Origin of the sequence: Marinobacter sp. MIT932201 (assembly GCF_047123295.1) — a bacterium.
GTDB lineage: Bacteria > Pseudomonadota > Gammaproteobacteria > Pseudomonadales > Oleiphilaceae > Marinobacter > Marinobacter salsuginis.
The window spans coordinates 742416-756014 of the sequence record NZ_CP138917.1 but is presented as its reverse complement, the minus strand read 5'-3'; the positions used below and the strand labels follow the sequence as shown (position 1 = coordinate 756014).

The following is a 13599-nucleotide window of genomic DNA, read 5'->3' as shown; positions in this document are numbered from 1 at the left end:
GCCCCTATCTGCTATCGTTGCTAACTGGGCTTTACTTGGAGTAAAGCTCGACGATGAGGTTCTCGTTGATGTCGGCCGGCAGTTCAGTACGCTCAGGTACTGACTTGTAAACGCCGGACATCTTGTTGGCGTCGACCTCTACCCAGCTCACCGGTGCACGGCTTGCAGACAGATCCAGTGCGCCTTTAACACGCAGCTGGTTCTTCGCCTTCTCACGCACGCTCACAACATCACCCGGACGGACCTGGTAAGACGGGATGTTCACCGACTTGTCGTTAACCAGGATCGCCTTGTGAGAGACGAGCTGACGGGCTTCTGCACGGGTGGAACCAAAGCCCATGCGGTATACAACGTTATCAAGACGGCCTTCCAAAAGTTGCAGCAGGTTTTCACCAGTTGCACCCTTGCCTCGGGCGGCCTCTTTGTAATAGTTGCGGAACTGCTTCTCGAGAACGCCGTAGATACGACGAACTTTCTGTTTTTCACGAAGCTGTACGCCGTACTCGGACAGACGACCGCGACGCGCGCCGTGCATACCCGGCGGAGTCTCGATGTTGCACTTTGAATCGAGCGCGCGAACACCGCTCTTCAGAAAAAGATCTGTCCCTTCACGACGAGACAGCTTGCACTTCGGGCCTATATAACGAGCCATAATTCACTGTCTCCTGTGTTAGACGCGGCGCTTCTTGGGCGGACGACAGCCGTTGTGGGGAATCGGCGTCACATCTGTGATGTTGGTGATCTTGTAGCCACACGCGTTCAGCGCGCGAACTGCAGATTCACGTCCGGGCCCAGGACCCTTAACCTCTACGTCCAGGTTTTTAAGGCCGTATTCAGCAGCCGCATTACCGGCTCTTTCAGCTGCTACCTGCGCAGCAAAAGGTGTACTCTTGCGTGACCCACGGAAACCGGAACCACCGGAGGTGGCCCAGGACAGGACGTTGCCCTGACGGTCAGAAATGGTCACGATAGTGTTGTTGAAGGACGCGTGAATGTGCGCGACGCCATCAACAACCGTCTTTTTCACCTTTTTACGGGTACGTGTACCTGGCTTTGCCATGTTTGCCTACCTGTTACTTACGAATAGGTTTGCGTGGACCTTTACGGGTGCGTGCGTTGGTCTTGGTGCGCTGGCCACGGACCGGAAGGCCATGACGATGACGCAGACCACGGTGGCATCCGAGATCCTTCAAACGCTTGATGTTCATCTGTACTTCACGACGCAGATCGCCTTCGACAGACACCTTGCCCACTTCGGTACGAAGTGCTTCAAGCTGCTCATCGCTAAGGTCTTTGACCTTGACGTCCGGCTTGACGCCGGTTGCATCGCAAAGCTTCTGGGCTGTGGTCTTGCCAACACCAAAGATGTAGGTCAGCGAGACAACAGCATGTTTGTGATCGGGTATATTGACACCGGCTATACGTGCCATCCAAATTACTCCGCGTTCAAAGCTTTGCTGTGTGAATTTTCCGCCACAAAAAGGGCGCGAAATAATAGCGCCTGACCCCGCATGGAGTCAAGCGCCATCATTTCGAAACCCTACAATGTCAGGAAGGATTCCTTCAGGAATCAGCCCTGGCGTTGCTTGTGACGAGGCTCCGAGCAAATGACTCGTACCGAGCCATTGCGACGAATTACTTTGCAGTTACGGCAAATTTTCTTTACCGAAGCGCGTACTTTCATTGTCGACTCCAGTTTTCAAGGGGAACGGGGTTAACCGTTCCGACCATAGCCCTTGAGATTGGACTTCTTCATCAGTGATTCATACTGATGGGACATCAGGTGCGACTGAACCTGCGCCATGAAATCCATCACCACGACTACAACAATCAGCAGTGAGGTACCGCCCAGATAGAACGGAACATTCCCGGCCACCATCAGGAACTGAGGGAACAGGGAAACTGCTGCAATGTACATTGCACCGAACAGCGTCAGACGGGTCAGAACACCATCGATATACTTGGCAGTCTGATCACCAGGACGAATGCCCGGAATAAACGCTCCAGAGCGCTTGAGGTTATCCGCAACTTCTTTCGGGTTGTACATCAGCGCTGTGTAGAAGAAGCAGAAGAAAACCACTGCTGCCGCAAACAAGATAATGTACAACGGCTGGCTTGGCGCCAGGGCCTGGGAGATATCACTCAACCATTCCATACCCTCGCCCTGGCCGAACCACTGACCCAGAGATGCAGGGAACAGCAGAATGGATGAAGCGAAGATCGGCGGAATGACACCCGCCATGTTCACCTTCAAAGGCAAATGGCTGGACTGCTGAGCAAACACCCGGCGCCCCTGTTGCCGCTTGGCGTAGTTGATCGTCAACCGGCGCTGACCGCGCTCCATGAACACCACGAAGCCAATTACAGCAACCGCAAGAACGCCAATACCCAGGACGACCAGCAGGCTCATCTCACCATTACGGGCCTGCTCGAGCGTCTGACCGATAGCGCCGGGCAACCCGGCAACAATACCGGCGAAGATCAGGAGAGAAATGCCGTTACCGACACCCCGCTCGGTGATCTGCTCGCCAAGCCACATCATGAACACGGCGCCACTTACGAACGACACAACTGCCACGAAGTGGAAGCTGAAGCTGTCATTGAAGGTGACACCCTGTGATGCCAGGCCGACAGAAATACCAAAACCCTGAACCAGGGCCAGGATAACCGTACCATACCGCGTGTACTGGCTGATCTTACGACGACCAGCTTCGCCTTCTTTTTTCAGCTGCTCAAGCTGCGGGCTGACCGCAGTCATGAGCTGCATGATAATAGAGGCCGAAATATACGGCATGATACCGAGAGCGAAGATACTCATGCGCTCAAGCGCACCACCGGAAAACATGTTGAACATGCTCAGGATTGTGCCCTGGTTCTGTTCAAACAGTGCCGCCAGACGGTCGGGGTTGATACCCGGCACAGGGATGTGGGCACCGATCCGGTACACCAGCAATGCCAGGAAGACAAACCAGAGCCGCGATCGCAGCTCTGCCAGTCCTTTACCCGCGCCCGCAGGCAATGATGCGTTCTTGGCCATTTAGTCCTCGACTCGCCTTAGTCTTCGACTTTACCACCCGCGGCAGAAATTGCCTCGCGCGCGCCTTTGGTTACCCGAAGTCCCTTCACGGTTACCGGCCGGCTCAATTCACCAGACAGGATAACCTTGGCTTCGCGAATTTCCCCGCGAATGATGTCCGCCTTCTTCAGGGCTTCCAGATCCACCACATCGCCTTCAACCTTCGCCAATTCGTTCAGGCGAATTTCTGCAACGTAACGCTGCTGACGGGAGGTGAAACCAAACTTCGGCAGACGACGGGCCAACGGCTGCTGACCACCCTCGAAACCGGGCGCTACGCTGCCGCCGGAACGGGATTTCAGGCCTTTGTGACCACGACCGCCGGTTTTACCGAGACCGCTACCGATACCACGACCGACACGCTTGGGTGCCTGGCGTGAACCGGGTTCCGGACTAAGTTCGTTCAGACGCATCTTAGTTCTCCTCAACCCGAACCAGGTAATCAACCCGGTTGATCATGCCGCGGATAGACGGAGTATCTTCCACTTCCACGGTGTGACCGATTTTACGAAGACCCAGGCCCTTGACGCACAGCTTGTGCTTGGGCTGGCAGCCGATGGGGCTGCGGGTCAGAGTTACTTTGATCGTTTTTGCGTTCGCCATGACTTCAACCCAGAATCTCTTCCACGGTCTTACCGCGCTTGGCTGCAATATCTTCAGGCGCTTGAGTTGCCTGGAGACCCTTGATGGTGGAACGTACCACGTTCACCGGGTTGGTAGACCCGTAACACTTGGACAGTACGTTCTGAACACCCGCCACTTCCAGTACCGCACGCATCGCACCGCCGGCGATGATACCAGTACCTTCAGAAGCTGGCTGCATGTAGACCTTGGAGCCGCCATGCTGAGCCTTGACCGGGTATTGCAGGGTAGTGCCGTCAAGCGGAACTTCTACCATGTTCTTGCGTGCAGCTTCCATGGCCTTCTGGATGGCGACCGGCACTTCACGCGCCTTGCCACGACCGAAACCAACGCGACCTTTACCATCACCCACTACTGTCAGTGCGGTGAAGGCGAAAATACGGCCACCTTTAACAACCTTGGCGACACGATTGACCTGAACCAGCTTTTCCTGGAGCTCAGGCGCCTTCTGTTCGTTAACGCTCATCTTCTCCACCTCTTAGAATTGCAAGCCAGCTTCACGGGCTGCGTCGGCCAGAGCCTGAATACGGCCGTGATAACGGTAACCGGAGCGGTCAAAAGCAACCTGCTCAACACCTGCTGCCTTGGCACGCTCAGCAATCAGCTGACCAACCTTCTTGGCAGCGTCCACGTTACCGGTTGCACCCTGGCGCAGTTCCTTATCCAACGTGGAGGCAGAAGCCAGCACTTTGCTGCCGTCTGCAGTCGTGACCTGGGCATACATGTGACGCGGTGTGCGGTGAACGCACAGACGATTGGTACCCAGTTCACGGATCTTCATGCGCACTTTGCGTGCGCGACGCAATCTTTCGTTATTCGCGCTCATAGTCCCGCCTTATTTCTTCTTGGCTTCTTTGCGTCTGACCTGCTCATCCGCATAACGAACACCCTTACCCTTATAAGGCTCGGGCGGACGGAACGCGCGGACTTCCGCAGCGACCTGGCCAACCTGTTGCTTGTCGATACCGCGAATTACAACTTCCGTATTGGACGGAGTTTCTGCGGTAATCCCCTCGGGCAGCTCGTACTCGACCGGGTGGGAAAAACCCAGTGTCAGATTGAGCTTCTTACCTTGCGCCTGGGCACGGTAACCTACGCCCGTCAGCTGGAGTTTACGTTCCCAGCCTGTGGAAACACCGGTCACCATGTTGTTGACCAGTGCACGAGTAGTACCAGCAAGAGCGCGGGACTTTGTAGCACCATCGCGGGCCGCAAAGCGCAGAACATTCTCTTCCTGCTTTACTTCAACCGCTTGGTGAATGGTGATTTGAAGCGCCCCCTTGGAACCCTTCACACTAATTTCCTGTCCGTTCAGCTTAACCTCAACACCGGAAGGCAGCACGACAGGATTATTGGCAACCCTGGACATGTGTATCTCCTAGAATACGGTGCAGATGACTTCGCCACCCACGCCAGCAGCTCGTGCGGCGCGGTCTGTCATAACGCCCTTGGACGTTGAGACAATCGCGACTCCCAGACCACCGGATACTTTCGGCAGTTCCCCAGCGCCTTTGTACTGGCGCAGACTCGGACGGCTGACCCGCTTGATCTCTTCAATAACCGGCTTGCCGCCGAAGTACTTCAGAGTAATCGTCAGCTCGGGCTTCGCGTCGGCTGAAACGGAGAAATCGTCAACGTAACCTTCGTCCTTGAGGACCTGGGCTACGGAGATCTTCATCTTTGAAGACGGCATCGTAACGTCTGCTTTTGATGCCATCTGTGCATTACGGATACGGGTAAACATATCCGCAAGCGTGTCTTGCATACTCATTGGTATGAGGCTCCTGATCTTTTTAGTTGTGCAGCGGCTTGCCGCACCGCTTACCAACAGGCACCTGACCGAAGTCAGGATGCCTATCTTACCAGCTTGCCTTGGTCAGGCCCGGAACGTCACCGCGCATGCCGTATTCACGGAGCTTGATCCGTGACAGCTCGAACTTGCGCAGAACGCCGTGGGGACGACCAGTCACCTGGCAACGATTACGAAGACGTGAGGGAGAAGCATCGCGAGGAAGCTGCTGAAGCTTCATCTGTGCATCCCAACGCTCTTCATCGCTGGTATTCGGGTTCTTGATAATCGCCTTGAGCTCGGCACGCTTCGCTGCAAACTTTGCAACGGTCTTTTCGCGCTTGAGCTCACGGTTTTTCATGGAAACCTTAGCCATTACACTCGTTCCTTATTTCTTGAACGGAAAGCCGAAGGCTTTCAACAGTTCGCGACCTTCATCGTCGGTACCGGCAGTGGTGGTAATGGTGATGTCCAGACCACGGATCTTGTCGACCTTGTCGTACTCGATCTCGGGGAAAATGATCTGCTCACGCACACCCATGCTGTAGTTACCACGACCGTCGAACGACTTGGGATTCAGACCCCGGAAGTCACGAATGCGGGGAACCGCAATGTGAACCAGGCGATCAAAGAAATCCCACATACGCTCGCCGCGCAGGGTAACCTTACAGCCGATAGGCCAACCTTCACGGATCTTGAAACCCGCAACGGATTTACGTGCCTTGGTAACAACGGCTTTCTGACCTGCCAGGCGCTCAAGATCCGCCACGGCATTTTCAATCAGCTTCTTGTCACCAACCGCTTCGCCGACACCCATGTTAAGGGTGATCTTTTCGATACGCGGCACCTGCATGATGTTCTTGTAGCTGAACTCTTTCTGCAGGGCGGGTACCACTTCCTTACTGTACTGCTCTTTCATGTTAAGCATCGTAACCACCACCGCTTACTGGTTATCGACAGCTTCATTCGTGGACTTGAAGATCCGCACTTTCGCGCCGTCTTCCTTGGTCTGGAAGCCTACGCGATCGGCTTTGCCGGTCTGCGGATTAAAAATAGCCACGTTGGAAGCCTGGATAGGTGCTTCTTTTTCGACGATGCCACCTGGGGTGCCCAGCATCGGGTTCGGCTTGGTGTGCTTCTTGATCATATTGATCCCTGAAACAACCATGCGGCCATCGTCCTGAACCTTCAGGACTTTACCACGTTTGCCTTTGTCTTTCCCCGTGGTGACGATTACTTCGTCATCTCGTTTGATCTTTTTCATAACCGGCCTCTGGTCCTTTAAAGTACTTCGGGTGCCAGTGAGATAATTTTCATGAACTTCTCATTACGCAGTTCACGGGTAACCGGTCCGAAGATACGGGTACCGATAGGAGCGTCCTGATTGTTCAGAAGTACTGCCGCGTTTCCGTCGAAACGGATCAGCGAACCGTCGGGACGGCGAACACCCTTGCGAGTGCGCACCACGACAGCTTTCAGGACCTGGCCTTTCTTCACCTTACCGCGGGGGATGGCTTCCTTGACGGTCACCTTGATGATATCCCCAACGCTGGCATAACGCCGGTGTGAACCGCCCAGGACCTTGATGCACATCACCTGACGCGCACCGCTGTTATCCGCGACTTCAAGCATTGTTTGAGTCTGAATCATGGTTGTTCTCCGGGCGAATTACACCTTGGATGCACGTTCAGTGACTTCCACCAGGGCCCAGCTCTTGGTCTTGGAGACCGGACGGGTTTCCTGAATGGTCACAGTGTCACCGATGTTGCACTGATTGCTCTCATCGTGAGCGTGGATCTTGGTTGAACGCTTCATGTACTTACCGTACAGCGGGTGTTTCACCTGACGCTCGACCAGCACCACGATGGATTTCTCCATCTTGTTGCTCACGACCTTGCCGCTCAGAGTTCTGGCAGTTTGGGTAGCTTCGGTCATGTCACTGTCCTGCCTTTTCGTTCAATACTGTTTTCACGCGAGCGATGTCGCGCTTCACCTTGCCGAGAAGGTGAGACTGATTCAGCTGACCTGTCGCCTTACGCATGCGCAGGTTGAACTGCTCCTTCAGGAGGTCGATCAGCTCTTTGTTCAGCTCCTCGACTGACTTTTCACGCAGCTCTGTTGCTTTCATCACATCACCGTCCTCGTTACAAAGGTGGTCTGTACCGGCAGTTTGGCCGCGGCGAGAGTGAACGCATCGCGTGCTACGTCTTCAGCAACGCCTTCCATCTCGTAGAGCATGCGGCCTGGCTGGATTTCAGCCACCCAATACTCGACAGAACCTTTACCTTTACCCATTCGAACTTCAAGCGGCTTGCTGGAGATCGGCTTGTCCGGGAAAATCCGGATCCAGATCTTTCCGCCCCGCTTGATGCGGCGAGTCATGGTACGACGTGCCGCCTCAATCTGGCGCGCAGTTATACGCCCACGACTGGTCGCCTTCAATCCGTATTCACCGAAGCTCACCTTGTTGGCGCGGTGAGCAAGACCGGTGTTACGGCCTTTCATTACCTTGCGGAATTTGGTGCGTTTTGGTTGCAGCATAAGAGTGCCCCTTTACTTAGAACCTTTCTTCCCAGAGGCTTTCTTGTCAGCACGGACCTGCTCCATACCACCAAGAATCTCACCTTTGAAGATCCATACCTTGACGCCGATTACGCCGTAAGTGGTATGCGCTTCGTAGGTTGCGTAATCAATATCTGCACGCAGAGTGTGCAGAGGAACACGACCTTCGCGATACCACTCGGAACGCGCGATTTCAGCACCCCCGAGACGACCGCCTACCTGGATCTTGATACCCTTGGCACCCTGGCGCATGGCGTTCTGTACCGCACGCTTCATAGCGCGACGGAACATCACACGACGCTCCAGCTGGCCGGCAACGTTTTGCGCTACCAGGCGGGCATCGAGGTCCGGCTTGCGGACTTCTTCGATGTTGATGTGCACAGGCACACCCATCATGTCGCTGACTTCGCGACGCAGACGATCAACATCTTCACCCTTCTTACCGATAACAATACCGGGACGGGCAGTATGGATCGTGATACGGGCGTTCTGAGCAGGGCGCTCGATCACAATCTTGCTGACAGACGCCTTAACCAGACGCTTGTCGAGGAACTCACGAACCTGAATGTCATTCAGCAGGTTCTTGGAGTATTCCTTTTTGTCGGCATACCAGACTGAGTTGTGCTCTTTGATCACACCCAGGCGAATGCCGGTTGGATTTACTTTATGACCCATCTGAGCATCTCCTACTTGTCGGCGACCTTGACGGTGATATGGCAGGTGCGCTTGAAAATACGGTCAGCGCGCCCCTTGGCTCGAGCTTTGATTCGCTTGAGCGTCGGACCCTCATCCACCATGACGGTGGAAACCCGCAGTTCGTCAACGTCCAGACCTTCGTTGTGCTCAGCGTTGGCGATGGCGGACTCAAGAGCTTTCTTGATCACGACCGCCGCCTTCTTCGGGCTGAAAGTCAGAATGTTCAGGGCGTCCTCAACAGCCTTGCCGCGTACTTGGTCAGCGACAAGACGTGCTTTCTGAGCTGAGAGGCGAGCGCCCTTGTACTTGGCTGCTACTTCCATTTCGATTACCTCAGAATCAGCGTTTAGCTTTCTTGTCGGCCGCATGACCACGATAAGTACGCGTTGCCGCGAACTCACCCAGCTTATGTCCAACCATATCTTCGGTGACATAAACCGGCACGTGCTGCTTGCCGTTGTGGACTGCAATGGTCAGGCCTACCATCTCTGGAAAGACTGTTGACCGGCGGGACCAGGTTTTGATCGGCCGCTTGTCGTTAGCTTCCAGAGCTGCCTCGACCTTCTTCAACAGATGCAGGTCTATAAAAGGACCTTTCTTCAAAGAACGTGGCACAGCAATTACCTCTATGTAGTCGTTTACTTGGCCGAACGACGACGTACTATCATCTTGTCAGTACGCTTGTTCTTACGAGTCTTATGCCCTTTGGTCGGAACACCCCACGGAGTAACCGGGTGACGCCCGCCAGAGGTACGCCCTTCACCACCACCATGCGGGTGGTCAACTGGGTTCATAGCAACACCACGTACTGTTGGCCGTTTGCCGCGCCAACGTGATGCACCCGCTTTACCAAGCTGCTTGAGGCTGTGCTCGCTGTTGGATACTTCACCCAGCGTTGCACGGCAATCTACAAGCACCTTACGCATTTCACCTGAGCGCAGGCGGATGGTGGCATATGCACCTTCCCGGGCAACCAGCTGTACGGATGCGCCCGCAGAGCGAGCCAGCTGTGCACCTTTGCCAGGCTTGAGTTCGACGCAGTGGATCACAGAACCGACCGGAATGTTCCGGAGCGGCAGAGTGCTACCCACCTTGATTGGCGCGTCGATACCAGAGCGCACAGGATCACCGATCTGCATACCCTTGGGAGCGATAATGTAGCGACGCTCGCCATCGGCATACTTCAGCAGTGCAATGTGCGCAGAGCGGTTCGGATCGTACTCCAGGCGCTCAATGACCGCCGGGATACCATCTTTGGTCCGCTTGAAATCGATGACACGGTAGTGCTTCTTGTGGCCACCACCCGTGTGACGGGTTGTGATGCGGCCTACATTGTTACGACCACCCGTCTTGTTCTTTCTTTCTACCAACGGCTCGTAGGGGCGCCCAGTATGGAGATCCGGGTTGTAAAGCTTTACAACGTGACGGCGTCCGGCAGATGTTGGTTTGGTTTTGACGATCGGCATATTACGACCCCTTTACCTTATTCCACATCCAGAAAATCGATGTCCTGACCTTCTGCCAGCTTGACGTAAGCCTTACGAATGTCATTACGCTTGCCGAACCCGCGGATAGTGCGCTTGAGCTTACCCTTACGGTTCAGAACCTGAACACCTTCTACGGTGACGTTGAACAGCTGCTCAACGGCTTTCTTGATCTCGGGCTTGGTGGCATCGGGTGCTACACGAAACACAACCTGACCACGCTCTGCTGCCAGAGACGCTTTTTCCGATACGTGCGGTCCAAGCAGGACCTTGTAAATACGTTCCTGATTCATCCCAGCATCTCCTCGATCTTCTTCAGAGCGGGAACGGTCACAACGACCTTCTCGAAGGCAACCAGGCTAACCGGATCCAGGCCAGCAATATCACGCACATCAACGTGCGGGATGTTGCGTGAGGCCAGGTGCAGGTTCTGCTCGACGTTGTCGGACAGAATCAGCGCATTGGTCACACCGATGTCCTTCAGCTTGGCGTTGAATGCCTTGGTCTTCGGGCTGTCAACGTTCATGTCGTCAACAACAACCAGACGCTCCTGGCGAACCAGCTCGGAAAAAATGGAGCGCATCGCTGCGCGGTACATTTTGCGGTTAACCTTCTGCTCGAAGCCACGGGGCTTGGCAGCGAAGGTAACGCCACCGGAGCGCCAGATCGGGCTGCGGATGGTACCAGCTCGGGCACGACCGGTGCCCTTCTGACGCCATGGCTTCTTACCGCCACCGCTTACTTCAGAACGCGTCTTCTGAGCCTTGGTACCCTGGCGGGCGCCTGCCATGTAGGCAGTCACAACCTGGTGAACCAGCGACTCGTTAAAATCTTTGGCGAATGCGGCGTCGGAAACAGAAATTCCTTTGCCGCTACCTGTAATAGTCAATTCCATCGCACCGCTCCTCAGGCTTTAACTGCAGGCTTGATGACAACATCGCCGCCAGTTGCGCCGGGAACGGCACCACTTACCAGCAGCAGGTTGCGCTCGGCGTCGACACGGACGATCTTCAGGTTCTGCACAGTTACCTGAGCGTTACCCATCTGGCCCGCCATCTTTTTGCCCTTGAATACCTTGCCCGGAGTCTGGTTCTGACCAATGGAACCCGGAGCACGGTGAGACAGAGAGTTACCGTGAGTGGCGTCCTGCATTGAGAAGTTCCAGCGCTTTACGCCGCCCTGGAAGCCTTTACCCTTGGACTGACCGATGGCATCAACCACCTGACCGTCCTCAAATACAGAAGCTGTAATTTCGCCACCGGCGGCCAGGTCTTCGCCTTCGCCATCAGCAAGACGGAATTCCCACATACCACGACCGGCTTCAACGCCAGCCTTGGCAAAATGGCCCGCTTCGCTCTTGGTAACACGAGAGGATCGACGAGTACCGACTGTCACCTGTACGGCGCGGTAGCCATCGCTTTCAAGAGTTTTCAGTTGGGTAATGCGGTTGGGCTCAACCTCGATTACCGTTACGGGCAGCGCCTGCCCATCTTCCGTAAAAATACGGGTCATACCGGCCTTACGACCGACAACACCAATTGCCATGTTTCACCTCTTAAGTGTACGGGGCTCTCACCCTCTATGGCCTTATGACAGTTACACAGACTAATACCGGGCGGTATTAGCCGAGGCTGATCTGAACGTCTACACCTGCTGCCAGGTCCAGTTTCATCAGAGCATCTACTGTCTTTTCCGTCGGCTCAACGATGTCGAGCAAACGCTTATGCGTACGAATTTCATACTGATCACGCGCGTCTTTGTTGACGTGCGGAGAGATCAATACGGTGTACTTTTCCTTCCGCGTCGGCAGAGGGATAGGGCCACGCACCTGAGCGCCGGTCCGCTTGGCGGTATCGACGATCTCCTGCGTGGACTGGTCGATCAGGCGATAATCAAACGCCTTCAACCGGATTCGAATTTTTTGGCTTTGCATGATGCACCAAACTCCACTCGTAGCAGCTACTTGTTAGCCGACCTTCAAAAAAAGGAGCCGCATTGTATGCATAATACCCAACCCTGTCAACAACAATGCTGGTTGACCAGGTCAGGCAGGCTTTGCGACTGAAACAGAAAAAGGGGCTGAAGAATCAGCCCCTTTTTCCTGATCAAACGAGGAGATTACTCGATGATCTTGGAGACTACGCCGGCACCAACGGTACGGCCGCCTTCACGAATCGCGAAGCGCAGGCCATCTTCCATGGCGATCGGAGCAATCAGGGTAACACTCATCTTGACGTTGTCACCCGGCATAACCATTTCCACACCTTCCGGCAGCTCGCAAGAACCAGTTACGTCAGTAGTACGGAAGTAGAACTGCGGACGGTAGCCCTTGAAGAACGGAGTATGACGACCACCTTCTTCTTTGGACAGTACGTACACTTCGCACTCGAACCTGGTGTGCGGCTTGATGGAGCCCGGCACACACAGAACCTGACCACGCTCAACGTCGTCACGCTTGGTACCACGCAGCAGCGCACCAATGTTCTCACCGGCACGGCCTTCGTCCAGCAGCTTACGGAACATCTCGACACCAGTACAAGTGGTCTTCTGGGTGTCACGAATACCAACGATTTCAACTTCATCGCCAGTCTTCAGGATGCCACGCTCAACACGACCAGTTACTACGGTACCACGACCGGAGATGGAGAAAACGTCCTCGATCGGCATCAGGAACGGCTGATCGATCGCACGCTCCGGCTCAGGGATGTAGTCATCCAGAGCTTCTACCAGCTTCTTGACAGCGGTAGTACCCATCTCGTTGTCATCCTTGCCTTCCAGCGCCATCAGCGCGGAACCAGTGATGATCGGTGTGTCGTCGCCCGGGAAGTCGTACTGGCTCAGCAGATCACGAACTTCCATCTCGACCAGCTCAAGCAGCTCTTCATCGTCTACCATGTCCGCTTTGTTCAGGAACACAACGATGTAAGGTACGCCAACCTGACGGGACAGCAGGATGTGCTCACGGGTCTGCGGCATGGGGCCGTCAGCTGCGGAGCAAACCAGGATCGCGCCGTCCATCTGCGCCGCACCAGTGATCATGTTCTTAACATAGTCAGCGTGGCCCGGGCAGTCTACGTGAGCGTAGTGACGGGTCGGTGAATCGTACTCAACGTGGGAGGTGGCGATGGTGATACCACGCGCACGCTCTTCCGGCGCGTTATCGATCTGATCGAATGCGCTGGCGGTACCTGTACCCCAAACTTCGTGACATACGCGGGTCAGCGCTGCGGTCAGGGTGGTCTTACCATGGTCAACGTGACCGATGGTGCCTACGTTCAAGTGCGGTTTACTACGCTCAAATTTTTCTTTAGACACGGTTACACCTCTTCCTGTTTCTTAAGTCCTGGGGA

The 13599-nt window shown here is 55.0% G+C and carries 27 protein-coding genes; all 27 read right to left on the bottom strand.

Going from position 1 to position 13599, the window contains the following annotated elements; translation table 11 throughout:
• Positions 1–31: 31 nt before the first annotated feature.
• Positions 32–652, bottom strand: coding sequence for a 30S ribosomal protein S4 (gene rpsD, locus SIC15_RS03505; protein ID WP_069185086.1), 621 nt, complete (start codon positions 650–652; stop codon positions 32–34).
• 18 nt (positions 653–670) lie between these two features.
• Positions 671–1060: a 30S ribosomal protein S11 gene (gene rpsK, locus SIC15_RS03500; protein ID WP_007153992.1), complete on the bottom strand. Its 390-nt coding sequence runs from the start codon at positions 1058–1060 to the stop codon at positions 671–673.
• A gap of 13 nt (positions 1061–1073) precedes the next feature.
• The gene (gene rpsM, locus SIC15_RS03495) at positions 1074–1430 is read right to left on the bottom strand and encodes a 30S ribosomal protein S13 (RefSeq protein ID WP_014575963.1); all 357 of its coding nucleotides are present in this window, start codon (positions 1428–1430) and stop codon (positions 1074–1076) included.
• Positions 1431–1570: 140 nt separating this feature from the next.
• A complete protein-coding gene (rpmJ, locus tag SIC15_RS03490; RefSeq protein WP_008174902.1) occupies positions 1571–1684 on the bottom strand; it encodes a 50S ribosomal protein L36 in 114 nt (37 codons plus the stop codon).
• A 30-nt stretch (positions 1685–1714) separates the two neighbouring features.
• Positions 1715–3037, bottom strand: a complete 1323-nt coding sequence (gene secY / locus SIC15_RS03485; RefSeq protein WP_064230335.1) for a preprotein translocase subunit SecY — start codon at positions 3035–3037, stop codon at positions 1715–1717.
• Between the two features lie 17 nt (positions 3038–3054).
• Entirely contained in the window at positions 3055–3489 is a 435-nt protein-coding gene (gene rplO, locus SIC15_RS03480) for a 50S ribosomal protein L15 (protein ID WP_069185085.1), read from the bottom strand.
• Between the two features lies 1 nt (position 3490).
• On the bottom strand, positions 3491–3679 hold the full coding sequence (gene rpmD / locus SIC15_RS03475; protein ID WP_012139786.1) for a 50S ribosomal protein L30: 189 nt from the start codon (positions 3677–3679) through the stop codon (positions 3491–3493).
• 4 nt (positions 3680–3683) lie between these two features.
• Positions 3684–4184 carry a 30S ribosomal protein S5 gene (gene rpsE / locus SIC15_RS03470; protein ID WP_008174892.1) on the bottom strand — a complete coding sequence of 167 codons (501 nt, stop codon included), beginning with the start codon at positions 4182–4184 and terminating at the stop codon, positions 3684–3686.
• 12 nt (positions 4185–4196) lie between these two features.
• Positions 4197–4544, bottom strand: a complete 348-nt coding sequence (gene rplR, locus SIC15_RS03465; RefSeq protein WP_041341459.1) for a 50S ribosomal protein L18 — start codon at positions 4542–4544, stop codon at positions 4197–4199.
• Positions 4545–4553: 9 nt separating this feature from the next.
• Positions 4554–5087 carry a 50S ribosomal protein L6 gene (rplF, locus tag SIC15_RS03460; RefSeq protein ID WP_008174888.1) on the bottom strand — a complete coding sequence of 178 codons (534 nt, stop codon included), beginning with the start codon at positions 5085–5087 and terminating at the stop codon, positions 4554–4556.
• 9 nt (positions 5088–5096) lie between these two features.
• The gene (gene rpsH / locus SIC15_RS03455; RefSeq protein ID WP_069185084.1) at positions 5097–5489 is read right to left on the bottom strand and encodes a 30S ribosomal protein S8; all 393 of its coding nucleotides are present in this window, start codon (positions 5487–5489) and stop codon (positions 5097–5099) included.
• 88 nt (positions 5490–5577) lie between these two features.
• Positions 5578–5883 (bottom strand): 30S ribosomal protein S14, encoded by a 306-nt coding sequence (gene rpsN / locus SIC15_RS03450; protein ID WP_012139779.1) that lies wholly within the window; start codon positions 5881–5883, stop codon positions 5578–5580.
• A 12-nt stretch (positions 5884–5895) separates the two neighbouring features.
• Positions 5896–6435, bottom strand: a complete 540-nt coding sequence (gene rplE, locus SIC15_RS03445; RefSeq protein ID WP_008174883.1) for a 50S ribosomal protein L5 — start codon at positions 6433–6435, stop codon at positions 5896–5898.
• Positions 6436–6450: 15 nt separating this feature from the next.
• Entirely contained in the window at positions 6451–6771 is a 321-nt protein-coding gene (gene rplX / locus SIC15_RS03440) for a 50S ribosomal protein L24 (RefSeq protein ID WP_273209622.1), read from the bottom strand.
• Positions 6772–6788: 17 nt separating this feature from the next.
• Positions 6789–7157, bottom strand: a complete 369-nt coding sequence (gene rplN, locus SIC15_RS03435) for a 50S ribosomal protein L14 (protein ID WP_007154005.1) — start codon at positions 7155–7157, stop codon at positions 6789–6791.
• Positions 7158–7175: 18 nt separating this feature from the next.
• Positions 7176–7442, bottom strand: a complete 267-nt coding sequence (gene rpsQ, locus SIC15_RS03430) for a 30S ribosomal protein S17 (RefSeq protein WP_008174879.1) — start codon at positions 7440–7442, stop codon at positions 7176–7178.
• Between the two features lies 1 nt (position 7443).
• Positions 7444–7635: a 50S ribosomal protein L29 gene (gene rpmC, locus SIC15_RS03425; protein WP_008174877.1), complete on the bottom strand. Its 192-nt coding sequence runs from the start codon at positions 7633–7635 to the stop codon at positions 7444–7446.
• Positions 7635–8048, bottom strand: a complete 414-nt coding sequence (gene rplP, locus SIC15_RS03420) for a 50S ribosomal protein L16 (RefSeq protein WP_069185082.1) — start codon at positions 8046–8048, stop codon at positions 7635–7637. The genes rpmC and rplP overlap by 1 nt, the downstream gene beginning before the upstream one ends.
• 12 nt (positions 8049–8060) lie before the next feature.
• Positions 8061–8744, bottom strand: coding sequence for a 30S ribosomal protein S3 (gene rpsC, locus SIC15_RS03415; RefSeq protein ID WP_008174872.1), 684 nt, complete (start codon positions 8742–8744; stop codon positions 8061–8063).
• A gap of 11 nt (positions 8745–8755) precedes the next feature.
• Entirely contained in the window at positions 8756–9088 is a 333-nt protein-coding gene (rplV, locus tag SIC15_RS03410; RefSeq protein ID WP_069185081.1) for a 50S ribosomal protein L22, read from the bottom strand.
• 16 nt (positions 9089–9104) lie between these two features.
• Positions 9105–9380 (bottom strand): 30S ribosomal protein S19, encoded by a 276-nt coding sequence (gene rpsS, locus SIC15_RS03405; protein ID WP_007154011.1) that lies wholly within the window; start codon positions 9378–9380, stop codon positions 9105–9107.
• Between the two features lie 23 nt (positions 9381–9403).
• Complete coding sequence (gene rplB / locus SIC15_RS03400; RefSeq protein ID WP_069185080.1) at positions 9404–10231, bottom strand: 50S ribosomal protein L2; 828 nt, start codon at positions 10229–10231, stop codon at positions 9404–9406.
• A 17-nt stretch (positions 10232–10248) separates the two neighbouring features.
• Positions 10249–10542 (bottom strand): 50S ribosomal protein L23, encoded by a 294-nt coding sequence (gene rplW, locus SIC15_RS03395; protein ID WP_008174862.1) that lies wholly within the window; start codon positions 10540–10542, stop codon positions 10249–10251.
• Entirely contained in the window at positions 10539–11144 is a 606-nt protein-coding gene (gene rplD / locus SIC15_RS03390) for a 50S ribosomal protein L4 (RefSeq protein ID WP_008174860.1), read from the bottom strand. The genes rplW and rplD overlap by 4 nt, the downstream gene beginning before the upstream one ends.
• A gap of 11 nt (positions 11145–11155) precedes the next feature.
• Positions 11156–11794: a 50S ribosomal protein L3 gene (rplC, locus tag SIC15_RS03385; RefSeq protein WP_008174858.1), complete on the bottom strand. Its 639-nt coding sequence runs from the start codon at positions 11792–11794 to the stop codon at positions 11156–11158.
• 76 nt (positions 11795–11870) lie between these two features.
• Entirely contained in the window at positions 11871–12182 is a 312-nt protein-coding gene (gene rpsJ / locus SIC15_RS03380) for a 30S ribosomal protein S10 (protein WP_004580743.1), read from the bottom strand.
• A gap of 185 nt (positions 12183–12367) precedes the next feature.
• On the bottom strand, positions 12368–13564 hold the full coding sequence (gene tuf / locus SIC15_RS03375; protein ID WP_412537077.1) for an elongation factor Tu: 1197 nt from the start codon (positions 13562–13564) through the stop codon (positions 12368–12370).
• Positions 13565–13599: the final 35 nt, after the last annotated feature.